Source organism: Nonomuraea gerenzanensis (genome assembly GCF_020215645.1).
Classification (GTDB): Bacteria; Actinomycetota; Actinomycetes; order Streptosporangiales; family Streptosporangiaceae; genus Nonomuraea; species Nonomuraea gerenzanensis.
The window spans coordinates 7,297,857-7,323,368 of record NZ_CP084058.1 but is presented as its reverse complement, the minus strand read 5'-3'; the positions used below and the strand labels follow the sequence as shown (position 1 = coordinate 7,323,368).

Genomic DNA, 25,512 nt, shown 5'->3' with positions numbered 1-25,512 from the left:
AACCCCCAGAGGTGCGGCATGAGCGCCGACGACACGCAGCCCCTGCCCGGCCAGGAGATCCGTCTCGCGGTGGTGCCGGCGGGCGCGGCGCCCCAGCCTCGCCCGTCGGAAAGGAGCCGACCGTCCATGAACCGCCACCAGCGCAGTGAGTACTACATCACCGACGAGGGCCTCTACCACCCCGAGCAGGGCGCCGGCTGCCGGCGGCCCTCGACCTGGGAGGAGCTGCGGCACTTCCGCTTCTCCCGGCTCGTGCCCAGGCAGGCGCCCCTCGCGATCGGCGGCACCGTGGACACGACGCTGTCCCGGCAGATCGCCGAGGCCATGGTGCCGGCGAGCGAGACCGACCAGCCGGACTCCACGATCCCCGCCGGCTACACCTACCTCGGGCAGTTCGTCGACCACGACCTCACCATGGACAAGACGGACGCCACGCTGGGGGAGCGGGTCACCCTCGACCAGCTCATCCAGGGCCGTTCACCGGCCCTCGACCTGGACGCCCTCTACGGCTTCGGGCCCGGCCACCCCGACAGCGCCGCGTTCTTCGAGCCCGGCAGCATGCGCCTGCGCACCGGCTCCACCGCCGCGGTGGGTGACCTGCCCGACTTCGATGGGTTCGACCTGGCGCGGGAGCAGGGGACCGGCCGGCCGCTGATCCCGGACCCGCGCAACGACGAGAACCTCGCGGTGGCGCAGATCCACCTGGCGTTCATCCACTTCCACAACCGGATCGTGGACCAGCTCGCCGCGAACGGCGTGCCCAGCGCCCTGCTGTTCGAGAAGGCACGCGAGAGAGTCGTGCTGCACTACCAGTGGGTGCTGCGCCACGACTTCCTGCCCAGGATCGTGGATCGCACCATCGTCGAGGACGTCTTCACTCACGGCCGCCGGTTCTTCGAGGTGCCGGTGGACCCGTACCGCGACTCCTACGGCAACGGCGGCCAGAACGGCGACCGGTACGCCACCGTGGTGCCCGGGCAACTGCCCACGATGCCGATCGAGTTCTCGATCGCGGCGTTCCGGCTCGGGCACAGCATGGTCCGCGACTCCTACGAGTGGAACCGCGTCTTCAACTCGCAGCAGATCCCGGCGACCCTGGCCCTGCTCTTCAGGTTCTCCGGGACCTCCGGCGTGCTGAACGCCGACAACCGCCTGCCGTCCAACTGGATCCCGGACTGGCGGCGGCTGTTCGACCTGATGGGGGACGGCGACGCGGGCGCCGGGCTCGGCCTGCCGCCGGGCGACGTCAACCGCGCCAAGCGCATCGACACGCTGGTGGGCAGCTTCCTCGGCCAGCTCCCGCCCGGCTCCTTCGGCGGCCGGCTCGCCCCCGGCATCCCGGACGACCTGCAGCGCAACCTGGCCTTCCGCAACCTGGTCAGAGCGGACATGATCCAGCTCGCCAGCGGGCAGCAGGCGGCGGAGCTCATGCAACTGCCGAAGCTGAACGCCAACCAGATCCTCGTGGGCGACAAGACCGCCGCGAACCTCAGCCACCTCGGCGACGCCCACCCCGTCACGGAGCACACGCCGCTCTGGCTCTACATCCTGCGCGAGGCGGAGCTGAACAACGGGGTGCTGACCGGCGTCGGCGGCCGGATCGTCGCCGAGGTCATGCACCGCTGCATGGAGGGCAGCCGGTACTCGATCGTCCGCAGGCCCGAATGGCGGCCGGACCTGCCGACGCCGTCGGGCCGGTTCACGATGGCGCATCTCCTGCTGCACGCGTTCGGCCACGACCCCGTCCTGCTGAACCGCGTCCAGTAGCGCCGCGAGGGCGGGCGCGCGGCGCCCGCCCGCATACCGCCCGGCTCCGCTGCTCCGCGCGCGGCGGGACGGCGGCCTTCGGTCTTGTACGCACGCACGAGCGGCCCCGGTTCACTCTCATGCCCCTTGGCGGTGTGCCCCGGGCGAGCGGCCCCGGCCGCCCCACAATGGGCCAATGACCTACCCTTCCCAGCCCCAGCCCGATGATCCGTGGGGCCAGCAGGCACCGCAGGGATACGGCCACCCCGGGCACGGCCCCCAGCCCCGCCAGGGCGGCCCACCCCCCGATCACGGCCACCGCCCCGACTACGGGCCCGGCCCGTACCACCACCAGGAGGCAGGCCCCGCACCCCCGCCGAACCTGCAGACCACCACCTACGCCAACCACCCCTACGAGTTCGGCGGCCTGCCACCCAGACGCCACAACACCCTGATCATCGGCCTGTCCGCCGCGCTCGGGGTCATGCTCCTCCTGGGCGGCACGGCCGGCGCGGTCGCCTACTTCAGCGCCTCCCGCGCCCAGCCCGCCACCAGCCTGTCCGACACCGACCCCACCAGGACCCTCGCAGAGCCCACCCGGTCGCAGGAGCCCGCCCCGTCGCAGGAGCCCACGAGCCCCGCCGACGAGCCCGCCGGCACCACCCCCGGCACCTCGCAGGCCGCGCCCGGCTCGCCGATCACCCACGACGAGTTCGACGACTGGCGCTTCCGCTTCGAGGACGTCAAGTTCTCGGCGAACAAGGTCGGCGGCTGGTCCTACGACACCTGCGACCCGGTGGACGGCCAGGGCGTGCTGGCCAGGAACAACTGCGAGCGCGCCATCCAGGTCGCCTACTCGGCGTACCGGGGCCACCTGCGGGCGGTGCAGGTGACGATGGCGTTCCCGACGGACAAGGCGGCCAAGGCCGCCGCCACACGGCTGGCCAAGCTCGACTCGGACGCCGTGAACATCCGCAGCGACATGACCCTGGACACCTTCGCGTACGGCCAGATCCGCGCCAACGTCGCCAAGAAGTACGTGATCGCCACCATCGTCACGGCAGACAGGACGGCCCGGCCCCGGGCGGAGAAGTTCCACCTGTACCTTCAGGCCGACGCCATGAGCTACTTCCTGCTGCGGGACGTCACCATCACGAGCTGAACGCGGGCTCACGCCCGCCCTGTCCGGGACGGGGCCGCGCTCCGGCCGAGCGGGAACCGGCCGGGTCCGCTGTCAGGGGGAGACGATGGCCTGTCAGGATCCCCCGTTGGGCGGAGTCGCACAGGTGGGGGCCGCCTTTACGATCGGGGGCCATGACGTGGACGCGGCTGAGGGACGTACGCCTCATTCCCGTGGTGTTCGGACTTCTGGTGGCCGTGCTGGCCGTGGCCGAGACGCGGCTCGACGACTTCTTCGGCGCCGCCGCCACCGCCACCTGGGTGTCGGGGGTGGTGATGGGCGCCGGTCTGGTGCTCGCGGCGTGGCACCCGCTGCCCGGCACGCTGATCGCGGCGCTCTGCCTGCCCGTGGGCATGGTCGTCTTCGGCGCGCCGGGCGTCTCGGGCGCGGCCCTGATCGGCGTGCTCGGCGCGGTCTTCTGGACGGGCTGGCGCGAGCCGGCCCGCCGCTCCGCCGTGACGCTGGTCCTGGCCGTCGCGTCGTTCGCCGCCACGGCGCTGTCCGCGGCGTCGGTGTGGGAGCTGCTGTTCGTCCCGGCGCTCCTGCTGCCGTGCTGGTCCATGGGCCTGCTCGCGCGGCGCGGCGGCGAGCGGGCGGCGCGGCACGCCGAGCTGGCGGCGCACTTCGCTGAGCTGGCGGCCCGCTCCGCCGAGCTGGCGGCGCAGTCGGCCGAGCTGGCGGCGGCGCTCGACGCCGAGCGGGAGGCCAGCGCGCTGGCGGCGGTGGCGCAGGAGCGCACGCGCATCGCCAGGGAGGTGCACGACGCGGTCGCGCACTCGGTCAGCGTGATGACCCTGCAACTGGGCGCGCTGCGCAGGCTGCTCGGCGACCGGCCGGCGGAGCAGGAGGTCGTGGCCGGCCTGGAACGACTGGGCCGGCAGACCGTGGAGGAGATGCGCGGCCTGGTCGGCCTGCTGCGCGAGCGCGCCGACCGCGGGCAGGTGGCGCCGATGCCGTCACTGGTGCGGCTGGACGAGCTGATCGCCGACGTGCGCGCGGCCGGCCTCGCCGTGACGCTGGACGCCCCCGCCGACCTGCCCCGGCTGCCGCCCGTGCTGGACGTCACCGCGTACCGGGTGCTGCAGGAGGCGCTGACGAACGTGCTGCGGCACGCCCACGCCGCCCCGACGGCGGTCGCCATCGGCTACGACGAGCAGGCGCTCACCCTGGAGGTGCGCAACGGCCCCGCGCCGGTGCCCGCCGGCGCGGGCACGAGGGAGGGCACGAGGGAGGGCACCGCCAGGACGACCGGCGGGCGGTCCGGGCACGGGCTGGTCGGCATGCGGGAGCGGCTGGCGATGGTGGAGGGCAGCCTGCACACCGGGCCCGAGCCGGACGGCGGTTTCGCGGTACGCGCCCGCTTCCCGCTCCCGCGCACCTGGTAGCCCGGCGGCTGCCGCCCGCCTCAGAGCCAGCCGCTCTTGCGCAGCAGCCGGAAGACGATGATGACGGCGACGACCATGACCCCCAGGGCGAGCGGATAGCCGATCACCCAGTGCAGCTCGGGCATGTGGTCGAAGTTCATGCCGTAGATGCCGGCGATCATCGTGGGCACGGCGATGAGCGCGGCCCAGGAGGAGATCTTGCGCATGTCGGCGTTCTGCTGCATGGCCACCTTGTTCTGCTCCCGCCCCGTCAGGGCCAGGTGGGCGGTCAGCGCGCTGGTGAGCAGCTCGTTGTGCTCGTCCACCGCCGAGTCCACGCGTAGCAGGTGGTCGAGCACGTCGCGGTACTGCTCCCGGGTGTCCGCGCACAGCTCCACCCGGCCCTTCACGATCTCCTCCAGCACCGGGATCAGCGGGTCCTGGGCGGTGCGGAACTCCAGGACCTCGCGCTTGAGCGAGTAGATGTCCTCGGTGGCGTCGGCGTAGTCGCCGCTGAACACCCGGCGCTCCAGCGCGATGAGGTCGTTCTCGATCTCGTGCGTGACGCGGGAGTAGTCGTCGACGACCTGGTCGCAGATGGCGTACAGCACTCCGGAGGGGCCCGCGGCGAGCAGCCCGGGGTCGCTCTCGATGCGGCGGCGCACCGCGCCGAGCGGCGCGGCCTGGCCGTGCCGGACGCTGATGACGAAGTCGCTGCTGAGGAACAGGTTGATCTCGCCGACCTCGATGTCGGAGGTCTCGTCCAGGTAGAGCAGCGGCTTGAGCACCACGAACAGAGTGTCGTCGTAGCGTTCGAGCTTGGCCCGCTGGTGGGCGTGGATGGCGTCCTCGACCGCCAGCGGGTGCAGCTTCACCTCGTGGGTGATCAGGTCGAACTCCTCCTGCGTGGGGTCGTGCAGGCCGATCCACAGGAAGCAGTCGCCCCTGGCCCGCGCGGCGTTGAAGGCGTCGCTGATGTCGCCGGTGATGGTCTCGCGCACGCCGCCGCAGTAGATCGCCTTGTCCACAATCACAAACGGTATTGTCGCGTACCCGGACAAGCCGCCCGTCCCGCGCCTGTGCCGGCCACCGCGGAGCCTCAGAGCCGCAGCCGTGGCCACGCCTGCGTGTCGCGCAGGAGGCGGCGGTCATGCGTGGCCAGCACCACCGCGGCGCCCATCGTGGCCAGCGCCTCGGTCAGCTCCTCCATCAGGACCATGGACAGGTGGTTGGTCGGCTCGTCCAGCAGCATCACCTGCGGCCGGGCGGCCAGCAGGAGCGCCAGGTCGAGCCGGCGCCGCTGCCCCACCGACAGCTCGGCGACCGGCCGGTGCAGGGCCTGCGAAGGGAGCAGGCCGAGCCCGCCGAGCCCGATGGTGTCCGCCTCGTCGAGCGCGCCCGAGCCGACGAGCCGGCCCACGGCGGCCTCGTACACCTCGAAGGCGCGGCGCCGCGACGGCGGCGGCGACTCCTGGGCGAGCAGGGCGACCCGCGTGCCGCGCCCGCGCTGCACGGAGCCCGTGTCCGGGGCGAGCCGGCCCGCGAGCACGTGCAGGAGGCTCGACTTGCCCGAGCCGTTCTGGCCGGTCACCACCAGGCGGTCGCCCGCGCGCAGCAGCACCGACCGCGGCTCCTCCAGGCGCCCCCGTACGGTCACGCCGTCGGCGCGCAGCAGCGTGACGCCGGCGGGCGCGTCCAGGTGCGGTGGCTGGAAGCGCAGCGGCGGCTGCGGCACGTCCACGCGGTGCGCCTCCAACTGCTCCTGCCGCCGGTGCACCGCCCGCACCAGGGCCGGCGCGCGGGTGGCGCGGGTGTGCTTGCCGGTGCCCTTGTCCGGCCGCCAGCCGGTGGACAGCCGGTTCTGCGCCGCTGAGAGATCCTGGGCGAGGCGGCGGTGTTCGAGCTGCTGGTCGCGGTACGCGCTCTCCCAGCGTTCACGCTCGGCCCGCCGGCCCTCCAGGTAACCCGCGTACCCGCCCCCGTACGTGCGGGGACGCCCGTCGCTGGTCGGGTCGAGGTCCAGCACGGCGGTCACCACGTCCGACAGCAGCGCCCGGTCGTGGCTGACCAGCACCAGGCCGCCGGGATGCGCACGGAGCGCGGCGGTCAGGTGGTCCAGGCCGCCGGCGTCGAGATGGTTGGTCGGCTCGTCGAGCAGCAGCAGATCGTGACCCGCGCCCAGCAGGCAGGCCAGCCGGATCCGGTAGCGCTGCCCGGCCGACAGCTGTGCCAGCGGCACAGAACGGTCGGCGACCGCGCCGAGCGCGGCCAGCGAGACACCGACCCGGTGGTCGGCCTCCCAGGCGCCGATGGAGTCGGCGGCCGCCAGCGCCTCGGCGTACGCCTCCTCGGCGCCTGGACGCTCCTCGACCAGGTCGTGGGCGGCCGATTCGAACGCGCGCAGCACCGCGCGCACCTGGGCCAGCTCCACGTCGATGAGATCGCCGACCGTGCCGTCGGCGGCGACGGGCACCTCCTGGTCGGCGACGCCCAGCGTGCCGGCGCGGTGCACGGTGACCGAGTCGGGGGCCAGCGCGCCGGCGAGCACCTGCAGCAGGGTGGTCTTCCCACGGCCGTTCTCGCCGACCACCCCGAGGCGGTCGCCGGGGGAGACGACGAGGTCCACGCCGGTCAGGACCGGACGGCCACCGCGCGACAGGCGCAGGGCGGTGGCGTTGAGCTGGGCTCGCGAACGAGCGGATGACATGATGTCGGCAGACATGTGCTTCCTGTCGAAGACAGGCTCGCGCCCGTCCCGGGGACGCGGGGCGGGGAGCCTGAGGGTGAGAGACGACGGCGAACGTGCCAGGCCGCGCCCGTCACGGGCGGGGCGAGGCGGTCGTCCTCACAGGAAGTACAGATGCACGGCCCCAGTTTACCCGGCGATCACGGGCATCATGGGGGGAGGGCCGAAGGAGGAGGTTCGCGGTGGCCGACGGGGTGGAGTTCGAGAGCGTGGCGCCGGTGGTGCCGGTGCTCGACCTGGACGCGGCGATGGAGCGCTATCAGCTGCTCGGCTTCGGCGTCCGCGCCTACACGGGCGGCGCACGGTACGCCTTCGTCGAGCGCGGCGGCGTGTCGCTGCACCTGAACGAATGGGCCGAGCACGACCCCGGCCGCACCGGCGCGGTCGTCTACCTGTACGTCTCCGACGCCGACGCCCTGCACGCCGCGTGGGCCGCCGCCGGCGTCCCGGGGCGGCTCACGCGGCCCCAGGACACCGAGTACGGGCTGCGCGAGTTCGCCTACGTCGACCCCGACGGCACCCTGCACCGCGTCGGCTCGCCCGTTCCTCAGAGGTCGGCCAGCAGCGTGGCCGGGCGTTCCACGCAGTCGGCGACGTAGCGCAGGAACCCGCCGGCGACACCGCCGTCGCAGACCCGGTGGTCGAACGTGAACGAGAGCTGGGTGATCTTGCGGACCGCCAGCGCGCCGTCCACCGCCCACGGCCGGTCGATGATGCGGCCGACCCCGAGCAGGGCCGCCTCCGGGTGGTTGATGATCGGGGTGGAGCCGTCCACGCCGAACACGCCGTAGTTGTTGAGGGTGAAGGTGCCTCCGGTCAGCGACTGCGGGGGCAGCGTGCCCTCGCGGGCCTGGGCGGTCAGGCGGGCCAGCTCGGCGGCCAGCTCCGCCAGCGTCAGGGTGTGTGCGTCGCGGACCACCGGGACGACCAGGCCGCGATCGGTCTGGGCGGCGAAGCCCAGGTGGATCCGCGGGTAGCGGACGATCTCCGCCCGTTCGAGGTCGACCGTGGAGTTGAGCTCCGGGTAGCGGCGCAGGCCGGCGACGCAGATGCGGGCCAGCAGCGCCAGCAGGCCGATGCGTCTGTCCGGGACGGCTGTGCGCAGGGCTTGCTTGGTGTCGAGCAGGGCGGTGGCGTCCACGTCCACCCAGGTGGTGGCGTCGGGGATCTCGGTCCTGCTCCTGGACAGCTTCTCGGCCACCGCGCGGCGCAGGCCGCGCAGGGGGATGCGCTCGGGCTCCTGCGGTGAGGTGGGCGTGTCGTGCTCTGTGGTGGCTGCCGGTTCGCGGGACTGCGCGATGGCGCGTTCGACGTCGCGGCGCAGGACGACCCGGTTGGGGCCGCTGGGGGTGACGCCGGTCAGGTCGATGCCGTTCTCCTGCGCCAGCCTGCGCACCAGCGGCGAGATCACCCGCGGCGCCTCACCGCGATCCGCCGCGGCCGGGGGGACGGCGGCCGGCTCGGCGGGCTGCCCGATGGGCTGCCCGATGGGCTGCCCGATGGACTGCCCGATGGACTGCCCGATGGACTGCACAGCGAGGTGCGCGGTGGCGGTCGCGCCGGTGCGCCCCCGGCGACGGCGCCGCCGCTGCGCGAGGTGCCCCGTGCCGTAGCCGATCAGCACGTTGCCGGACCCGGCCCGCTCCTCCTCCCGGTACCGCTCCGCCGCCGGATCGGCGCCGCCGCCCGTGCCGCCGCCCGAGGCCCCGCCCGAGGCCCCGCCCGGGGCCCCGCCCGAGGCCCCGCCCGAGGCCGTGCCCGTACCATCACCAAGACCGCCGCCGGGGCCGACCGAGATCAGCGGATCCCCCACGGACACGGTCGAACCCGCCGCGGCATGCAGCTCCAGCACGACCCCCGCATACGGCACGGGCACCTCCACGGCAGCCTTGGCCGTCTCCACCTCCACCACGATCTGGTCGATCTCCACGCTGTCCCCGGCGGCGACCTTCCACACCACCACCTCGGCCTCGGTCAGCCCTTCCCCCAGATCGGGCAGCCGGAAGAGCTGCGCCTCAAGGGTGTTCACGCCGCCCCCCTGGCCAGATGCCGCACGTCGGGCAGGTCGTCGAACTGCAGCCGGTCGACCGCGTCCAGCACCCGATCCACCCCGGGCAGATGCGCGTGCTCCAGCTTCGGCGGCGGATAGGGGATGTCGAACCCCGCCACCCGCAGCACGGGCGCGGCCAGCGAGTGGAAGCACCGCTCCTGCACCCGCGCCGCGATCTCGGCCCCCACCCCGGCGAACCCCTGCGCCTCCTGCACCACCACGCACCGCCCGGTACGCCGCACCGACGCGACCACGGTCTCGTCGTCGAGGGGCACGATGGTGCGCAGGTCCACGACCTCCAGGTCCAGCCCGTCCTCGGCGGCGGCGGAGGCGGCCTCCATGGCGACGGGCACCGAGGGCCCGTAGGCGACCAGGGTGGCGTCACGGCCGGGCCGCCGGATCACCGCGCGCCCGAACGGCGCCGCCGCGCGCCGCTCCAGCGCGGCCTCGGCCTTGGCCCAGTACAGCTTCTTCGGCTCCAGGAACACCACCGGGTCGGGGTCGGCGATGGCGTCGCGCAGCAGCCAGTAGGCGTCCTCGACGGTGGCCGGGGTGACGACCTTCAGCCCGGGGGTGTGGGCGTAGTACGCCTCGCTGGAGTCGCAGTGGTGCTCGACCCCGCCGATGCCGCCCGCGTACGGCACCCTGATCACCATCGGCAGCGCCAGCTTGCCGCGCGTGCGGTTGCGCAGCTTGGCGACGTGCGAGGCGATCTGCTCGAACGCCGGGTAGGCGAAGGCGTCGAACTGCATCTCGACGACCGGGCGGAAGCCGCCCATGGCCAGGCCGACCGCGAGGCCGACGATGCCCGACTCGGCCAGCGGCGTGTCGAAGCACCGCTCCTCGCCGAAGTCCCTGGTCAGCCCGTCGGTGATGCGGAAGACGCCGCCGAGTGGGCCGACGTCCTCGCCGAAGACCAGCACGCGCTCGTCGTCGCGCAGCGCGTCGCGCAGGGCCGTGTTCAGGGCCTGCGCCATCGAGACGGTGGGCATGTCAGCTCTCCTGTGCGTTCAGCTCGGCCCGCAGCTGCTCGCGCTGTTCGAGGAGCTGGGGGGTGGGCTCGGCGTAGACGTGGTCGAAGATCTCCAGGGGGTCGGGCTCGGTGTCGGCGTTCATCCGCGCCCGCAGGTCGGCGGCGAGCGACTCGCCGCGCGTACGGGCGGACTCGACGTCCTCGTCGGCGAGCAGGCCGCGCCCGCGCAGGTACGTCTCCAGCCGGGGCAGCGGGTCGGCCGCGCCCCAGCGCCGCACCTCCTCCTCGTCGCGGTAGCGGGTGGCGTCGTCGGCGTTGGTGTGCGCGTCCATCCGGTACGTGTGCGCCTCGACGAGGAACGGCCCCCGCCCGCCACGCGCGTGCTCCACGGCCGCGGACAGCACGGAAAGCACCGCCACCAGGTCGTTGCCGTCCACCTGCTCGGCGGGCACGCCGTACCCGACGCCCTTGTAGGCCAGCGCCGGCGCCGCGCTCTGCTTGGCCAGCGGCACGGAGATGGCGTACTTGTTGTTCTGCACGAAGAACACCACGGGCGCCTTCAGCACGGCGGCGAAGTTGAGCGCCTCGTGGAAGTCGCCCTCGCTCGTCCCGCCGTCCCCGATGAAGGCCATCACCACGCCGTCCTCGCCCTTGCGGCGCAGCGCCTCCGCCATGCCGGTGGCGTGCAGCACCTGCGTGGCCAGCGGCGTGCACTGGGGCGCCACCCGGGTGGCCACCGGGTCGTAGCCGCAGTGCCAGTCGCCGCGCAGCAGCGTCAGCACCTCGACCGGGTCGAGCCCGCGCGCCACCAGCGCCACTGAGTCGCGGTAGGTGGGGAACAGCCAGTCCCGCTCGCGCAACGCGAGCACGCCCGCGACCTGGCACGCCTCCTGCCCCCGGCTGGACGGGTAGACGGCCAGCCTGCCCTGCTTGGTCAGCGCCGTCGCCTGGGTGTCGAAGCGCCGACCCACGACCATCCACCGGTACGCCTCGCGCAGCAGCTCGTCCGGCGGCACGGTGTACCCCGGGGGAGCCTTGACGGCGGAGCCGTGCTCATCGACGAACCTGATGGGCCCGGGCGAGGGCAGCAGCTCCCGCACGGCCCTCGCCGACGTCTTCGTGGACATGAGGACACTCACTTTCTGCTGGTGATCCTCTCTGGGACATTTGTCACAGAAAGCGTCCGTCTGTCTGGCCATCCGTTCAAGAGAGGAGTCATAATGAGCGACGAATGGTTGGGAACAGCCTGATGGGAGGCCAATTGTCGGGCGAAGAGGCCTCTGGGAACGGCTGGCCGGGACGTTCGGCCACCGGGGTGGACGCCGTCGATCGGGCGATCATCGCCGAGCTGCTGCGCGACGGCCGGATGTCGGTGCGCACGCTCGCCGAACGCGTGCACATCTCCCGTGCCAACGCCTACGCCCGCCTCACCCGGCTCATGGAAGACGGCGTGATCACCGGCTTCACCGTGGAGCTCGCACCGCACAAGGCCGGCCTGGGCACCAGCGCGTACGTGTCGGTGACCATCGAGCAGAACTCCTGGCGCGCGGTGCTGGCCCAGCTCAGGGAGATCCCCTTCGTCGAGCACTTCGCCATGGTCGGCGGCGACTACGACATCCTGGTCCTGGTCAGGACGCCCGACAACGAGACGCTGCGGCACGTGGTGCTGGAGCGCATCCAGGACGTGCCGGGGGTGTTGTCCACGCGCACCTGGCTGGTCTTCGACGAGGCCCGGGGCAGCGGCGCGCACTGGAGGGGCTAGGAGGCGCCCTTCATGGTCCTGTACTCCGCGAGCAGCGCCTCGATGTGCCCGGCCATGAACGTGTAGTACTCGTGCATCTCGCGCAGCCGCCCGCGCTGCGGCTCCGGCACCTCCTCGCCCCGGGCCCGCGCGTGCTCGGCGAGGATGAGCAGCTCCCTGGTCTGCTCCAGCATGTGCTGCAGGCAGCCGATCCAGGCGTCGTCGCGCCACTCGTAGACGTACTGGCGGGAGCCGGGCTCCTTGAAACGCCGCACGGTGCCGCTGCCGACCAGCAGGCGGGTGATCTCCGAGACCGAGCCCTTGCCGGCGTCGAGCGCGCTCTGCAGCTCCGCCGTCGAGAGCGGCCCCGGGCTGAGCATCAGCACGCCCGCGGCGCGCCCCGCCATGGGCGGCCAGGCGGGGTGCCCGGGGGCAGGGGCTTCTACGACCCCGCGACGGTGCTCACCGGCGTGGACGAGTCCATGCTGGTCATGACCGAGGAGATGTTCGGGCCGGTCGCCCGCGTCGCCGTCGTCCCGTCCTTCGAGGAGGGCGTGCGGCGGGCGAGCGACTCACGGTACGGCCTGGCCGCCACGCGGTACGCGCCCTACTTCGCGGCGCGGGCCAGCACGTCGCGCAGGAGGGCGGCCACCTCCTCGGGCGTGAAGTCCATCGCGTTCTCGCCGACGGTGATCTCGAAGCTGCAGCGGGACGGGTCGGGCCCGCTGCGCACCCGGCCCCAGAGCTGCACGCCCTGCTCCTCCAGCAGCTCCCGGCCGGCTCGCTCGACGGCCTGCTTCGAGGCGGGCAGGTGCACGTGGAACAGCGGCGTCTGCGGCGGCTCCGGGCGGGTGCGGGCGGCCCCGTCGGCGTTGATCGCGGCGGCGATGGCGATGGCGTGGTCGCGGTAGGCGGGCATGCGCTCCGCGATCGTGTCCAGGCCGGTCAGGGCGGCCAGCGCGAGCGGCCACGCGTCGGCGATGCCGCCGCCGAGCCGCTGCCGCCACACCTCGGCGGCGGCCACCGTGCCCGAGTCCGCCGCGAGCACGGCGCCCCGCACGCCCTGCAGGCTCTTGTAGAGCGAGACGTACACGGAGTCGAACAGGCCGGCGATCTCGTCGAGCGGCCGCCGGTAGTACGTCTGCGCCTCCCACAGCCGGGCCCCGTCCAGGTGCGCGGCGGCGCCGGTCGCCCGCATCAGCCCCACCTGCTCGCCCAGCGCGTCCCACTCGGGGAGCAGGCCGCCCAGGTCGCGCTGCGGCAGCTCCCACACCACCGCCGCCAGCGGCTCGCCGATCGCGGTCAGGTCCTGCGCGGTCATCAGCTCGTACGGGTCGCCGGCGCGCCGGAAGCGCAGCCCGTGCACCGCGTTGTAGCCCTGCTCCTCCCACACGTCCAGATGCGTGTACGGGTGCCCGGCGAAGGTGCGGCGCCCGGCGCGGTCGGCGTGCACGCGCAGCACGGCCTGCTGCGCCATCGTCCCGCTGGGGAAGAACAGCGCGCGCTCCTTGCCGAGCAGCGCGGCCAGGCGCCGCTCCAGCACGGCGACGGGGCCGTCGGGGCCGTCGGGCGGCGTGTCGTCGTCCACCAGCTCCAGCATCCGCTCCAGCACCACCCGCGGCCTGCGCCGGGCCGGCGCGTGCAGGAACAGGGCCCGTCGTACGGGCGGGCTGGCATCGGCCATCTTCGGCTCCCGGCGCGGCGTCGTCGCGAATGAGGTGCACAAGCCTACTTGTCAAGGGCTGTCCTGACCCGCCCTGGCTTGTCACACTCAGGCCGTAGCCGGACACCCTGAGCGCCGGACGCCTTCGGAGGAGACGCCTGTGACTGTGATCGACGACCTGGCCGCCCCGCTGTCCGGCAGCCCGCGTACGACCGTACGGGAGAAGCTGCCGCTGCTGCTCGGGGCCCTGGTGACGAGCGCGCCCATGGCCCTGGGGTGCGAGGCGATGCTGCCGGCGGAGGAGGTCGTGATGATGGGTGGCGTGCCCGTACGGCTGCGCTCGCTGCGCGGCAGGCTGGCCCGGCTGCTGTACGACCAGCGCTACGGCGTGAGCACCGCCGACTTCGCCGACCTCGCGGACTTCGGCCTCGACCACCCCGACCGCGTCTACTACTCGCCCGCCCACTGGGGCACGCTGCGCCGGGCGCTGCCCGTCCGGGACGTCGGAGCGCAGGACGTCTTCCTCGACCTGGGCGCGGGCAAGGGCCGCATGGTGCTGGAGGCTGCGGGCAACTACCCGTTCAAGCAGGTCATCGGCGTCGAGCTGTCGCCCGAGCTGGCCGAGGTGGCCAGGGCCAACCTGGTCACCACCCGGCTCAGGACCCGCGCGCGGAAGGTCGAGATCGTGCAGTCGGACGTGCTCGACTACGACATCCCGGACGACGTCAGTGTGGTGTTCCTGAACAACCCGTTCAGGGGACGGACGTTCGCCGCCGCCATGGACCGCCTGCTCGACTCGGCCGATCGCAACCCGCGCCCGATCACCGTCATCTACTTCAACCCCGTCGAGGAGGCGCACCTGCTGAGCACCGGCCGCTTCCGCCACCTGCGCACGGTGACGCCCTGGCGGCGCAAGGACACGGGCGTGTTCGGCACCACCCGCGTGTACACCGTGAGTTGATGTCAACATGAAGTCAACCGACTCGATGCGCATCGGCGAGCTGGCCGAGCGCTTCGGCCTGGCGCCGCACGTGCTGCGCCACTGGGAGGCCATGGGCCTGCTGACCCCCGCCACCCGGGTGAACGGCCGCCGCAGCTACACCCGCGACCACGCCGTACGGGTCCTGACGATCATCCGGGCCAAGGGCGGCGGGATGAGCCTCGACCAGATCAGGGAGGTGCTCGGCGCGGCGGGCCGGGCCGAGCGCCGAGCCCTGCTCGAACGGCATCACGCGGACCTCGAGCGGCGGCTCTCGGAGATCGCCGCGTCCAAGCGGCTGATCGAGCACCTCATGGAGTGCACCGCCGAGGACTTCACGCAGTGCCCCTCCTACCGGCGCCTGGCCGAGGGCGCCGGTAGCGTGCGCGACCTGAGCGCGGAGGGGTGCGTGATCTGACGGGGCTCAGGCCGTCTCGGCCAGGCGCCGGCAGCCGATGCAGTAGCGGGCCAGCGGGCGGTAGGAAAATGGACCCGCAAGTCCAGAACAGGATAGGGTGGATCACCATGGAGGTGGATCATGCCCACGCTCACCCGTAAGGGAGCCGCCACGCGGCAGCGCATCCTCGAAGGCGCGGCCGAGCTCATCCGCGAGTACGGCGTGGCCGCCACGACCCTCGACGACGTGCTGTCGGTGACGGCGACCAGCAAGAGCCAGCTCTTCCACTACTTCCCCGGCGGGCGCGAGGAGCTGCTGCTGGCCGTGGCCAGGTTCGAGGCCGACCGGGTGCTGGCGGACCAGCGCCCCCAGCTCGACGAGCTGACGTCCTGGCCGGCCTGGCAGGCGTGGCGCGACAAGGTCGTCGACCGCTACCGCAGGCAGGGGCGCCTGTGCCCGCTCAACTCCGTCACCTCCCACCTCGGCGACCGCACACCCGGAGCCCAGGCAGTGGTCAGCGAGCTGATGGCGCGCTGGCAGGCCGAGATCGCCGCCGGGGTGCGGCACATGCAGGAGAGCGGCGAGATCGACCCCGCCCTCGACCCCGACCGCGCCGCGGCCGCCATCCTGGCCGGCATCCAGGGCGGCGTGCTGATCCAGATGTCCACCGGGCAGACCACCCATCTGGAGTCGGCCCTCGACCTGGGCATCGCCTACCTCAAGTCGAGCCGGGCTCAGTCCTCCCAGGTGACGGGGAGCCGCGCCGCGCCGTAGATGTCGATGCCGCCGCGCAGCGGCACCTCTTCCGCGGGCACGGCCAGGCGCAGCGCAGGGAAGCGGCCGACCAGCGCGGGCAGCGCGACGCGCAGCTCGACCCGGGCGAGCTGCTGGCCCAGGCACTGGTGCACGCCGTGGCCGAACGCCAGGTGCCCGACGGCCGGCCGGCGCAGGTCGAGGCGGTCCGGGTCGGCGAACCTGGCCGGGTCGCGGTTGGCCGCCTGCACCGACAGCACGACCGTCTCGCCCTTCCCGATGAGGTGGCCGTCCAGCTCGACGTCCTCCAGCGCGACCCGCATGCCGGTGTGCGCGATGCTCAGGTAACGCAGCAGCTCCTCGACGGCCTGGTCGGCGAGCGCCGGGTCCGCGCGCAGGGCCGCGAGCTGCTCGGGGTGGCTCAGCAGGGCGAACGTGCCGAGCGTGATCATGTTCGCGGTCGTGTCGAGCCCGGCGCCGAGCAGGAAGGCGCCGAGGCCGGACAGCTCCTCGTCGCCGAGGCCGGTGGTGGTCAGGTCGCTGAGCAGGTCGTCGGTGGGGCGGGCGCGCTTGGCGAGCACCAGCCCGTGCAGGTACTCCGACAGTGCGCCGAAGGCCGCGATCTGCTCCTCGGCACTGTGGTCGCCGCCTTCCAGCACCACGGCGTGGCGCTGGAAGCTCTCGCGGTCGGCGTACGGGACCCCCAGCAGCTCGCAGATCATCAGCGCGGGCACCGGCTGCGCGAACAGCCGCACCAGGTCGGCGGGCGGCCCGTGCTCGGCCAGGACGTCGAGCTGCGCGGCGGTGAACTGCCTGACGCGCTCGGTGAGCAGGTTCATGCGGCGGACGGTGAACTTGCCGATCAGCAGCCGCCGGTAGCGGGTGTGCTCGGGCGCGTCGATCCCGGTGAGGTGACCGACCGCCGCCGGGGGCACGTCGCCGAAGCGCACCCCCGGCATCGGGAAGTGCATCAGCTCGGGCCGCGAGCTGAACCGGGCGTCACCCAGCACCGCCCGGGCGGCCGCGTGCCCGGTCACCAGCCATCCTTCGTGCCCGTCGGGGAAGGTCAGCCGCCTGACCGGCGCCTGCTCCCGCACCCCGGCCAGCTCGGGCGGGGGATCGAACGGGCAGCCGGGGGCGCGGGTGAGAGGCAGCTCTGCCAACGGCTCGGTCATCTCGACATCCTCCACGTGTACGTCGTTCCCTATGCGGGAACACTGTACGCATAGAGGTATTACGTACGCAACGCCGCGCGTTGCAAACGAGTGGCGCACGCGACCGGCCCGTGCCCACAGTGGCCTCATGCCGCAGAACACCTTCGACGCCCGCCTGGCGCAGACCTACGAGCAGAAATGGCCCGAGCTGTTCGACCCCGCGGTCGTCGACCCGGCGGTGGACCTCCTCGCCGACCTCGCGGGCCCGGCCGCCACCGCCCTGGAGTTCGGCATCGGCACCGGCCGCCTCGCCCTGCCGCTCAGCCGGCGCGGCGTCCGCGTGCACGGCATCGACCTCTCGGCCGCGATGATCGCCCAGCTCCGCAGCAAACCGGGTGCCGAGCACCTCGCCGTGACCGCCGGCGACTTCGCCACCACCCGCGTGGACGGCACGTTCGCCCTCGCCTACCTGGTCCGCAACACGATCACCAACCTGACCACCCAGGACGAGCAGGTCGAGTGCTTCCGCAACGCGGCATCCCACCTGGAGCCGGGCGGCCGCTTCGTCATCGAGGTCTACATCCCCGAGCTACGCCGCCTCCCACCCGGCCAGACCGTCCACCCGTTCGCCGTCACCCCGTCGCACCTGGGCTTCGAGGAGTACGACGTGGCCGCGCAACTCGCGGTCTCCCACCACTACTGGACGGTGGACGGGCAGGTCGAGACCTACTCCTCGACCCACCGCTACGTGTGGCCGGCCGAGCTGGACCTCATGGCGCGGCTGGCCGGGATGACCCTGGAGGCGCGGTGGGGCGGCTGGGCCCGCGAGCCGTTCACCGGCGACAGCCGCAGCCACGTCTCGGTCTGGCGCACGGCCGGCGCGGCGCAACCGTGCTGACCGCTTCCGCAGCCGCCCGGCCCGGCGTCAGAACGGGTAGCGGGGCGGCTCGCCGCGCATGGTGATCCACCGCGTCTCGGTGAACGCCTCGACGTTGGCCGCCGCCCCGCCGAAGCGGGAGCCGGTTCCGGAGGCGCGCACGCCGCCGAACGGCGCGTTGGCCTCGTCGTTGACCGTCTGGTCGTTGATGTGCACGATCCCCGTCGGGATGCGCTCGGCCACGGCCAGCCCGCGCATCACGTCCCGGGTCACGATGCCCAGCGACAGCCCGTACTCACCGGCGGCGGCCAGCTCGGCGGCCTCGTCGGCCGACGAGACGCGGGTGACGGGCGCGACGGGGCCGAAGACCTCCTCGGCGAACGCGGGCGCGGTCAGCGGCACGTCGGCCAGCACCGTCGGGCGGTAGAAGAGCCCCTCGTACGTGCCGCCCGAGGCGGGCCGCGCGCCCTGGTCGACGCTGGCGGTCACCAGGCCGTGGATCTTGTCGCGCTGCCCGGCGTCGATCACCGGGCCGAGGGCGACCTCGCCGGCGGCGGGGTCGCCGACAGGAAGGGCGCCGGCCTTGGCGGCGAGCCGTTCCACGAAGTCGTCGTAGAGCCGGTCGGCGACCAGGTGGCGGCCGGTGGTCATGCAGATCTGCCCCTGGTGGAAGAACGAGCCCCAGGCGGCCAGGTTCACCGCCGCGTCCACGTCGGCGTCGTCCAGCACCAGCAGCGCGGAGTTGCCGCCCAGCTCCAGGTGGGCGCGCTTGAGGTGCTTGCCGGCCAGCTCGCCGATGCGCCGGCCGACGGCGGTGGAGCCGGTGAAGGAGACGACGCGCACGTGCGGGTCGGTGATCAGCGCCTCGCCCACGTCCCGGCCGCCCGGGAGCATCTGCAGCACGCCCGGCGGCAGCCCCGCCTCCTCGAACACGCGGGCCAGCAGCGTGCCCCCGGTGACCGCCGTACGGGGGTCGGGTTTGAGCAGGACGGCGTTGCCGAGCGCGAGCGCCGGGGCGACCGACCGGACGCCGAGGATGATCGGCACGTTGAACGGCGAGATCACCGCCACCACCCCGGCCGGCACGCGCCGCGCCAGCGACAGCCGCGGCTGCTCCGACGGCAGCAGCTCGCCGATCGCCCGGCCGGGCAGCGCCGCCGCCTCGTAGCACTCCTCGGCGGCCACGTGCAGCGCGAACCCCGCCATGCCGGGGACCGCGCCGACCTCCCGCACGTTCCAGCCGCTGATCTCCTCGGCGTGCCGCTGCCACAGGTCGCCCGCCCTGCGCAGGACGGCGGCGCGGGCGGTATACGGCAGCGCGGCCCACTCGCGTTGCGCGGCGGCCGCGCTCGCGGCGGCCTCTGCCACGTCCTCGGGGCTCGCCAGGCCCATCCGGCCGAGCTCGCCTCCGGTGGCGGGCTCGACGATCGCGTAGTCGCCGCCGCGGGCGGGCGTCCACGTGCCGTTCTTGAAGATGCTCGCCTGCCAGTTGACGCTGTCCAGCAGTCCCACGGGAGGTTCCTCCTCGTCCGAGTCGTATGGGGGTGTTCAGGGGTGGGGTAGTGGTGGGGTCAGGCGCTCGACGAGCAGCGCCGCGGACAGGACCGTCCCGTCGCTGCCGGATGGTGCCGATGCCGCCGATCACCCCGATGAAGACCATGTAAGCGGACCACTGCACGCTGAGGACCGGCCGTTCTGAGAAAGGAACGGCGGTTCATGCCGCCCGTCGCGGTCTCGCTCACGACAACTCCTGTTCGCCGCGGCGTCAGGAAGGGGGATGACCTGCCGCGGTTGCTCCGGGGGGTGACCACCACGCGGCCGGAGCCTCACGGGCCGGGCGGCGGAAAGTTGAGGTGACGCTACGTTCGGGCACGGACCAGGGCAACAGGTGGTTCGAGACGCTGGAACGCGACTTTCCTCACCGGAACACCGGTTCAGGGCCGATGGCCCAGCCGCCGGGAGATCTCGGCGGCGGTGCGCCGCAGCGGCGGCTCGATGCGGGCCGCCAGCGCCTCCACCGCCGTCGGCGCCACGGTGAGGTGCACGGCGACGTTGACCGCCGCGACGACCTCGCCCGAGCGGTCGCGCACCGGCGCCGCGAACGAGCGCAGCCCCGGCGCCAGCTCCTCGTCGTTGACCGCCACGCCGCTCTGGCGCACCTTGGCCAGCGCCGCCGTGAGCTCCTCCCTGTTGGTGATCGTCTTGGGGCCGCGGCGCGCCATGTCGGTGTGGTCGAGGATCTGCCGCAGCGCCGCCGCGTCCTTGAAGGCCAGCAGCGCCTTGCCCATCGAGGTGCAGTAGGCCGGCAGCCGCGAGCCCACGTGCAGGTTGAGGTCCATGGCCGGCGAGCTGCGCCGGCCGCTGCGGCGGCGGTCGACGTAGACGATGTCGGGGCCGTCGCACAGCCCCATGCTCACGGTGTAGCCGGTCTCGTCCGCCAGCGCCTGCAGCAGCGGGCCCGCGACCCTGCCCAGCTCCATGGAGTCGATCGCGGCGAAGCCCAGGTCGGCCGCGCGCGGCCCGAGGAAGTACTTCCTGGTCTCCGGGTCCTGCTGGATGTAGTCGAGCTTGGTCAGCGTGGCCACGTAGCGGTGGGTCGTGCTCTTGTTCAGCCCCACCGCCCTGGCCAGGTCGGCGATTCCCAGCACCGAGCGGCTGCCGGTGAAGGCGGACAGGATGCGCAGCCCGCGCTCCAGCGAGACGGAGAACGAGGCGTCCGCGGCCGAGCGGCCGCGCGGGCGGAGGGAGTCGTCATCGGTCACGACGGTCAGAATAGGGGCTGTCCGTTTCAGAGGTTCGAACATGGTTGGGCGTGCCCTGCCAGGGGTGGCACGCTTACGAGCCGGTTGTGCCGACGACACCAGCGAGGAGAGACGAGCTTGATGGCCGGAGCGCAGCTCATCGGGGGCGGCTGGGACAGGCCGCGGATCGGCCACTTCATCGGCGGGGAGTGGCAGGAGGCCGGCTCAGGGCGCTGGTACCCCGACCGCTCCCCGTGGTCCGGCGAGACGCTCGGCGAGGTCGCCGCGGGCGACGGCGAGGACGCCGACCGGGCCGTCGCCGCCGCCCACGAGGCGTTCGGCGAGTGGGCGCGGGCGCTGCCGGGGCAGCGGCAGCAGGTCTTCCTGCGCGCCGCCGGCATCCTGGAGCGGCGCGGCGGCGAGGTGCTCGCCGCGCTGGCCGCCGAGACCGGCTGCGGCCGCCACTTCGGTGAGATCCAGCTCGACTTCGCGACCAAGTCGCTGCGCCAGGCCGCCCACCTGGCCTACCAGCCGGCGGGTGAGCTGCTGCCCTCCGACGTGCCGGGCACCCAGGCCATGGCCGTGCGCCGCCCGGTCGGCGTGGTGGCCGCCATCGCGCCGTGGAACGCCTCCCTCACCCTGTCGGGCCGGGCCGTCATCGGGCCGCTCGCGCTCGGCAACACCGTGGTGCTCAAACCGTCCGAGGAGGCCCCGTACACCGGGGGCGCGTTGTGGGCGGAGATCCTCGCGGAGGCGGGCCTGCCCGCCGGCGCGCTCAACGTCGTCACCCACGCGCCGGGCGAGGCCGGCGCCGTCGCCGACGCGCTGCTGGCCGCCCCGCTCGTCAAGCGCGTCAACTTCACCGGCTCCACGCCGACCGGCAGGCGGCTGGCGGAGAAGGCCGGGCGGCACCTCAAGCGGGTGGTGCTGCAGCTCAGCGGCCAGAACCCGCTCATCGTGGCGGCCGACGCCGACCTCGGCTACGCCGTGGACGCCGCCACCTTCGGCGCGTTCGTGCACCAGGGGCAGGTGTGCATGTGCGCCCGCCGGATCTACGTCGAGCGCCCGCTGGCGGCGGCGTTCGCCGAGCGGTTCGCGGCCAGGGTGGCGGCGCTGCCCACCGGCGACCCGGCAGACCCCGGCACCGTCGTCGGCCCCGTGATCAACGAATGGGCGCTGGCCCTGCTCGACCGCCGGGTCAAGGAGGCGGTCGCGCTCGGCGCCCGCGTCCTGGCCGGCGGCGTCCCCGCGCCGCCGTGCTACCCGGCCACGGTGCTCACCGACGTGCCCGACGAGGCCGAGATCGCGCAGGGGGAGACGTTCGGGCCCGTGGTGGTGCTGGAGCCGGTCGAGTCGGCCGAGCAGGCGGTCGCCCGCGCCAACGCCTCCGACTTCGGGCTGGTCGCCTCCGTCATCACCGGCGACAGCCGCCGCGGCCTGCGGCTGGCCGCCGCGCTGGACGTCGGCATCGTGCACGTCAACGACCAGCCCGTCAACGACGAGCCGCACATGCCGTTCGGCGGGGTCAAGGACAGCGGGTGGGGGCGGTTCGGGATGGGGTTCGCGGCCGAGGAGTTCTGCGAGCTGCAGTGGGTGACCGTACGCGACCAGGATCGCGCCTTCCCGTTCTGAACGGGCACGCGTGCGCGGCGCGGCGGCAGGTGAGGCGCCGCCGTGCCGCGGGTGCCCGAAGGTCAGCTCGCGCTGCAGGAGACCGTCGGCCAGGTGTAGTTGCCGTTGTGCTGGATGGTCACGCCCCAGTTGTTGCCGCTGCCGTTGGGCCTGGCGGTGAGCACCTGGGCGCTCGGGTAGCTGGCGCTGATGTTCCAGGTGGACAGGACCTTCGCCGGGGACGGCACGTTCATCGTGACGGTCCAGTTGCTGGAGCCGCTGACCGCGACGTTCAGGTTGTAGCGGTCGCTCCACTGCTGGCCGGCGGAGAGCGTGGCGGTGCAACCCCCGCCGCCGCCACCGCCACCGCCGCCACCACCACCGCCGGAGCCGCCGATCGTGATGTTGGAGCTGCCGCTGCTCTGGTAACCCTCGGTGGCCATGATCTGGTAGTCATGGCTGCCCAGGTTCATGCCGTAGCGGGCCCAGGCGTCGAAGTGGTTGCCGGCCGTGATGGTGCCGCCGGTCTTCTTCGACTGGCGCACGCTCCAGTACTGGTTGAAGGTGCGGGTGCCCTCGATCGACGGGGCGTTGTAGCGCGTCGTCTGGTAGATGTCGTACGTGCCGCCGTCGGTGGTCACCGTGCCCTTGTACGTGCCGGTGGGCCGGTAGGTGCCCCAGTTGTCGACGATGTAGTACTCGATGAGCGGGTTCCTCGTCCATCCGTACAGCGTCAGGTAGGCGTTGCCCGACGGGTTGAAGCTGCCGGAGTAGGTCACCGTCCTGCGCCCGCCGGGGTTCCACCCCTTGCCGGCCACGAAGTTCCCGGTGTTCCGCCACGACGTGCTGTAGTTGCCGCCGGACCCGAGCTCCATGGAGACCGTTCCCTGGCTGTCGGTCCAGAACGAGTAGAAGTAGCCGTTGTTGGTGCCGGTCTGGTTGGTGGTGATCGCCGCGTACGCGACGCTGGGCAGCATCGCCACGGCCAGCGCGGCGGCCACGGCACAGGCCCTGCCTGCGAACCGCCGGAGTCGGCCGCGTCGGCGGCGCTGCGGGGGATGGGGGGTGTCGTTCATCTGCATGCTTCCTTCTCGTGAAGGCGGGCATCGCCGAAACTATCGGAACGGTGGCGAAAGTATCGGGCGCATTGTGGAGGCTTGTCAATGAGTCCCGTCAGGTTGTGAGGGAGGGGAGTGGCGGGATGCGTGAATGTCCTGGTTGCCATGGTTGGCGGTGTGCGGGTCGGGTGCTGAAATTTTCAGTCGAGCCCCGAAAATTTGCCCCTTGTGCGTTGCCTAGGATTATTAGGTGTAATCTAGTGGTCCTAGGAAAGGAGTGACGTGCATGGCGCGCATGGGGCTGACGGCCGAGCGGGTGACGCTCGTCGGTGCCGAGCTGGCCGACGAGGTCGGGCTGGAGCACGTGACCATGTCCGCGGTGGCCCGCCGGCTGGGGGTGAAGGACGCCAGCCTGTACGCGCACGTCCGCAGCCTCGACGACCTGCGGGGCCGGATCGCGCTGCTGGCGGCGGAGGAGAAGACCGTCCGCATCGCGGAGGCCACCGCCGGCCGGGCCGGCAGGGACGCGCTCGTGGCGTACGCGACCGCGTGGCGGAGCTACGCCCACGACCACCCGGGCCGCTACACCGCGACGCAGACCCCGATGGAGATCGATCCCGAGCTCGTCGCCCGGGCATCGGGGCCGCGGCGCGCGATCGAGCTGACCTACAGCATGCTGCGCGCCTACGAGCTGGCCGAGCCCGACCTGACCGACGCGGTCCGGCTCATGCGCAGCACGCTGCACGGCTTCGTCAGCCTCGAGGCGGCGGGCGGTTTCGCACACGCGCGCCCGGCGGAGGCCACCTGGCTGCGCTGCCTCGACGCCCTGCACATCCTCCTGGAGCACTGGCCCGCACACGAAGGAGAATCGACATGACCGGCCCCACCATCGGCCACCTGCGGGTGGACGGCGCCGACCTGCGTTACGAGGTGCGCGGCAGCGGCCCGCTCCTGCTGCTGATCCCCGGCGGCACGGGCGGCGCGGCCTCGTTCGACGGCGTCGCGGGCGAGTTGGCCACCGAGTACACGGTGGTGTCCTACGACCCGCGCGGGCTGTCCCGCAGCCCGCTGGATGATCCCGAAGCCCGGCAGTCGGTCGGGCAGCATGCCGATGACGCCTATCGGCTGCTGGAGTTGCTGTCGCCGGATGCGCCCGCTCGGGTGGCGGGGTGCAGTTCGGGGGCGATCGTCGCGTTGCATCTGCTCGTCAGCCATCCTGAGCGGGTCGAGCGCGTCGTGGCGCACGAGCCGCCGGTGGTGGAGGTGCTGCCGGACGCGGCCACGCATCGGGCGATGCTGGCCCGGGTCCAGGAGACCTTCGAACGGGAGGGGCTGATGCCCGCGGCGGCCGTCTTCGCGGCAGGTCTCAGCCGCCCCGCCTCCCCAGGCGCCGCCGCCTCCACCGGGGCCGCTCCGCCGGCCGCCGCTGCGCAGGCCGCTGCGGGGGCCGCTGAGCCCGCCGCTGAGCCCGCCGCAGCGCCGGCGGTCGCCGAGTTGCCACCGGAGGCGGCGGCGCGGGCGGAACGGACGATGGCGGACATGCCGTACTTCCTCGGGCGGATCGTGCCGAGCTTCATGGCCTACACCCCCGACGTGGAGCGCCTGCACGCCCTGTCGGACCGGCTCGTGCTCGCGGCCGGCGAGGACTCGCGCGGCGAGCTGCCCTACCGCGCCGTCGCCTGCCTGGCCGAGCGGTCAGGCGCGGAGCTGGTGCACTTCCCGGGCGGCCACGTGGGCCTGACCACGCACCCCGCCCAGTTCGGCGAGCTGCTCCGCAAGGTGCTGAGCGTCTGAGGACCACGAGCCGCCCTCGGAACAGGAGGGCTCACGGCGCCCTGAGCTCCATCGCCGCCGCAGCCAGGGCCTTGATCGACGGCGCGTCGTCCGCGAGAAGGAACCCCCGGGCAACGGCGTCGTCAGTGGCCCTCGAAGGCGGGCAGGTAACCGTCCTCGCCGTACAGACTCTCCAGGAGAGCGGAGAGAACGACCGGCCCGGTGGCCGGCGGGGGAGCGTGCGGCGGCGGACGGCCTCGCGCACCCACGCGTCGAGCCGCCGGACCGCCGCCTTGGCGACGTAGTGGTGCTGGGGGCCGGAGTCGGCCAGGTGCAGCAGGTCCATGCCGATCACGCGGGTGGCCGGGGCCAGCGCGGCGGCCAGCTCCCGGGGCGTGGCGCGGGTGAGGTCGAAGCGGCCGGTGGTGTTGCGGTAGGTGTCGGCGTGCGAGGCGCCGGCGAGCTCCCACATGCGCGGGTTCGGCCCGTCGGGCCGCCTGGCCCCGACGTGGAGGACCGCTGACGTCGCGCCGAGGCGATCCTGCAACCGGTTGCGGCCTGTTCCCGGGGTGCTGTGCTCTGGATCAGTGCAAGGGGTTGACATGGCATCCCCGTGGTGGGCGGGATCGGCGCGCGCGACATGACCGTGCGCACCGCCGACCGGGCACTGAACCTGCGCGATCGCGCCGATCACCGGCGTCACCCT

At 73.1% G+C, this 25,512-nt stretch carries 24 protein-coding genes and 1 pseudogene; 13 read left to right on the top strand and 12 right to left on the bottom strand.

Going from position 1 to position 25,512, the window contains the following annotated elements; all coding sequences use genetic code 11:
* Window positions 1-18: 18 nt before the first annotated feature.
* The 3 genes from LCN96_RS34080 to LCN96_RS34070 all read left to right on the top strand — a co-directional run bounded on the left by LCN96_RS34080 (window position 19) and on the right by LCN96_RS34070 (window position 4,311).
* Window positions 19-1,767 carry a peroxidase family protein gene (locus LCN96_RS34080; RefSeq protein ID WP_225266532.1) on the top strand — a complete coding sequence of 583 codons (1,749 nt, stop codon included), beginning with the start codon at window positions 19-21 and terminating at the stop codon, window positions 1,765-1,767.
* Between the two features lie 175 nt (window positions 1,768-1,942).
* Window positions 1,943-2,908, top strand: coding sequence for a hypothetical protein (locus tag LCN96_RS34075; protein ID WP_225266531.1), 966 nt, complete (start codon window positions 1,943-1,945; stop codon window positions 2,906-2,908).
* A 152-nt stretch (window positions 2,909-3,060) separates the two neighbouring features.
* Window positions 3,061-4,311 (top strand): sensor histidine kinase, encoded by a 1,251-nt coding sequence (locus tag LCN96_RS34070; RefSeq protein ID WP_225266530.1) that lies wholly within the window; start codon window positions 3,061-3,063, stop codon window positions 4,309-4,311.
* Between the two features lie 20 nt (window positions 4,312-4,331).
* Here the strand turns inward: LCN96_RS34070 and corA are convergent, their stop codons facing one another.
* Window positions 4,332-5,324, bottom strand: a complete 993-nt coding sequence (corA, locus tag LCN96_RS34065) for a magnesium/cobalt transporter CorA (protein ID WP_225266529.1) — start codon at window positions 5,322-5,324, stop codon at window positions 4,332-4,334.
* Window positions 5,325-5,389: 65 nt separating this feature from the next.
* A complete protein-coding gene (locus LCN96_RS34060; protein ID WP_225266528.1) occupies window positions 5,390-6,997 on the bottom strand; it encodes an ATP-binding cassette domain-containing protein in 1,608 nt (535 codons plus the stop codon).
* 221 nt (window positions 6,998-7,218) lie between these two features.
* On the opposite strand from LCN96_RS34060, the gene LCN96_RS34055 reads away from it, so the two are divergent.
* A complete protein-coding gene (locus LCN96_RS34055) occupies window positions 7,219-7,635 on the top strand; it encodes a VOC family protein (RefSeq protein WP_225266527.1) in 417 nt (138 codons plus the stop codon).
* On the opposite strand, the gene LCN96_RS34050 is transcribed toward LCN96_RS34055, so the two are convergent.
* From LCN96_RS34050 to pdhA, 3 genes are read right to left on the bottom strand one after another with little or no spacing between them, the layout of a single operon-like run.
* Window positions 7,584-9,065 carry a dihydrolipoamide acetyltransferase family protein gene (locus LCN96_RS34050; protein WP_225266526.1) on the bottom strand — a complete coding sequence of 494 codons (1,482 nt, stop codon included), beginning with the start codon at window positions 9,063-9,065 and terminating at the stop codon, window positions 7,584-7,586. The two genes, LCN96_RS34055 and LCN96_RS34050, sit on opposite strands and share 52 nt — an antisense overlap.
* Window positions 9,062-10,078 (bottom strand): alpha-ketoacid dehydrogenase subunit beta, encoded by a 1,017-nt coding sequence (locus LCN96_RS34045; RefSeq protein WP_225266525.1) that lies wholly within the window; start codon window positions 10,076-10,078, stop codon window positions 9,062-9,064. The genes LCN96_RS34050 and LCN96_RS34045 overlap by 4 nt, the downstream gene beginning before the upstream one ends.
* 1 nt (window position 10,079) lies before the next feature.
* On the bottom strand, window positions 10,080-11,186 hold the full coding sequence (gene pdhA / locus LCN96_RS34040) for a pyruvate dehydrogenase (acetyl-transferring) E1 component subunit alpha (protein ID WP_225266524.1): 1,107 nt from the start codon (window positions 11,184-11,186) through the stop codon (window positions 10,080-10,082).
* A gap of 134 nt (window positions 11,187-11,320) precedes the next feature.
* On the opposite strand from pdhA, the gene LCN96_RS34035 reads away from it, so the two are divergent.
* A complete protein-coding gene (locus LCN96_RS34035) occupies window positions 11,321-11,821 on the top strand; it encodes an Lrp/AsnC family transcriptional regulator (protein ID WP_225266523.1) in 501 nt (166 codons plus the stop codon).
* On the opposite strand, the gene LCN96_RS34030 is transcribed toward LCN96_RS34035, so the two are convergent.
* Window positions 11,818-12,207: a GbsR/MarR family transcriptional regulator gene (locus LCN96_RS34030; RefSeq protein WP_225266522.1), complete on the bottom strand. Its 390-nt coding sequence runs from the start codon at window positions 12,205-12,207 to the stop codon at window positions 11,818-11,820. The genes LCN96_RS34035 and LCN96_RS34030 overlap by 4 nt on opposite strands.
* A gap of 75 nt (window positions 12,208-12,282) precedes the next feature.
* On the opposite strand from LCN96_RS34030, the pseudogene LCN96_RS56820 reads away from it, so the two are divergent.
* A pseudogene (locus LCN96_RS56820) lies at window positions 12,283-12,336 on the top strand (hypothetical protein); the annotation flags it as partial.
* 71 nt (window positions 12,337-12,407) lie between these two features.
* Here the strand turns inward: LCN96_RS56820 and LCN96_RS34020 are convergent.
* Entirely contained in the window at window positions 12,408-13,484 is a 1,077-nt protein-coding gene (locus tag LCN96_RS34020) for a threonine aldolase family protein (protein ID WP_225266521.1), read from the bottom strand.
* Between the two features lie 139 nt (window positions 13,485-13,623).
* On the opposite strand from LCN96_RS34020, the gene LCN96_RS34015 reads away from it, so the two are divergent.
* The 3 genes from LCN96_RS34015 to LCN96_RS34005 all read left to right on the top strand — a co-directional run bounded on the left by LCN96_RS34015 (window position 13,624) and on the right by LCN96_RS34005 (window position 15,613).
* Window positions 13,624-14,424: a methyltransferase domain-containing protein gene (locus tag LCN96_RS34015; protein ID WP_225266520.1), complete on the top strand. Its 801-nt coding sequence runs from the start codon at window positions 13,624-13,626 to the stop codon at window positions 14,422-14,424.
* A 7-nt stretch (window positions 14,425-14,431) separates the two neighbouring features.
* Window positions 14,432-14,860, top strand: a complete 429-nt coding sequence (locus tag LCN96_RS34010; protein WP_225266519.1) for a MerR family transcriptional regulator — start codon at window positions 14,432-14,434, stop codon at window positions 14,858-14,860.
* A gap of 120 nt (window positions 14,861-14,980) precedes the next feature.
* Window positions 14,981-15,613 (top strand): TetR/AcrR family transcriptional regulator, encoded by a 633-nt coding sequence (locus LCN96_RS34005; RefSeq protein WP_225266518.1) that lies wholly within the window; start codon window positions 14,981-14,983, stop codon window positions 15,611-15,613.
* Here LCN96_RS34005 and LCN96_RS34000 read toward each other — a convergent pair.
* Complete coding sequence (locus LCN96_RS34000; RefSeq protein WP_225266517.1) at window positions 15,574-16,767, bottom strand: cytochrome P450; 1,194 nt, start codon at window positions 16,765-16,767, stop codon at window positions 15,574-15,576. The two genes, LCN96_RS34005 and LCN96_RS34000, sit on opposite strands and share 40 nt — an antisense overlap.
* 127 nt (window positions 16,768-16,894) lie before the next feature.
* Between LCN96_RS34000 and LCN96_RS33995 the strand changes: the two genes are divergently transcribed.
* A complete protein-coding gene (locus LCN96_RS33995; protein WP_225266516.1) occupies window positions 16,895-17,644 on the top strand; it encodes a class I SAM-dependent DNA methyltransferase in 750 nt (249 codons plus the stop codon).
* A gap of 27 nt (window positions 17,645-17,671) precedes the next feature.
* Here the strand turns inward: LCN96_RS33995 and LCN96_RS33990 are convergent, their stop codons facing one another.
* Window positions 17,672-19,135 carry an aldehyde dehydrogenase family protein gene (locus LCN96_RS33990; RefSeq protein WP_225266515.1) on the bottom strand — a complete coding sequence of 488 codons (1,464 nt, stop codon included), beginning with the start codon at window positions 19,133-19,135 and terminating at the stop codon, window positions 17,672-17,674.
* Between the two features lie 422 nt (window positions 19,136-19,557).
* Window positions 19,558-20,385: an IclR family transcriptional regulator gene (locus tag LCN96_RS33985; protein WP_225266514.1), complete on the bottom strand. Its 828-nt coding sequence runs from the start codon at window positions 20,383-20,385 to the stop codon at window positions 19,558-19,560.
* Window positions 20,386-20,505: 120 nt separating this feature from the next.
* Between LCN96_RS33985 and LCN96_RS33980 the strand changes: the two genes are divergently transcribed.
* On the top strand, window positions 20,506-21,996 hold the full coding sequence (locus LCN96_RS33980; protein WP_225266513.1) for an aldehyde dehydrogenase family protein: 1,491 nt from the start codon (window positions 20,506-20,508) through the stop codon (window positions 21,994-21,996).
* A 62-nt stretch (window positions 21,997-22,058) separates the two neighbouring features.
* Here LCN96_RS33980 and LCN96_RS33975 read toward each other — a convergent pair whose 3' ends face one another.
* Window positions 22,059-23,051 (bottom strand): glycoside hydrolase family 11 protein, encoded by a 993-nt coding sequence (locus tag LCN96_RS33975; protein ID WP_225266512.1) that lies wholly within the window; start codon window positions 23,049-23,051, stop codon window positions 22,059-22,061.
* Between the two features lie 268 nt (window positions 23,052-23,319).
* On the opposite strand from LCN96_RS33975, the gene LCN96_RS33970 reads away from it, so the two are divergent.
* Together LCN96_RS33970 and LCN96_RS33965 are read left to right on the top strand one after the other, a co-directional pair.
* Window positions 23,320-23,910, top strand: coding sequence for a TetR/AcrR family transcriptional regulator (locus LCN96_RS33970; protein WP_225266511.1), 591 nt, complete (start codon window positions 23,320-23,322; stop codon window positions 23,908-23,910).
* Window positions 23,907-24,827: an alpha/beta fold hydrolase gene (locus LCN96_RS33965; RefSeq protein ID WP_225266510.1), complete on the top strand. Its 921-nt coding sequence runs from the start codon at window positions 23,907-23,909 to the stop codon at window positions 24,825-24,827. The genes LCN96_RS33970 and LCN96_RS33965 overlap by 4 nt, the downstream gene beginning before the upstream one ends.
* A 31-nt stretch (window positions 24,828-24,858) precedes the next feature.
* Here LCN96_RS33965 and LCN96_RS33960 read toward each other — a convergent pair whose 3' ends face one another.
* Window positions 24,859-25,353, bottom strand: a complete 495-nt coding sequence (locus LCN96_RS33960; protein WP_225266509.1) for an alpha/beta hydrolase domain-containing protein — start codon at window positions 25,351-25,353, stop codon at window positions 24,859-24,861.
* Window positions 25,354-25,512 lie beyond the last annotated feature (159 nt).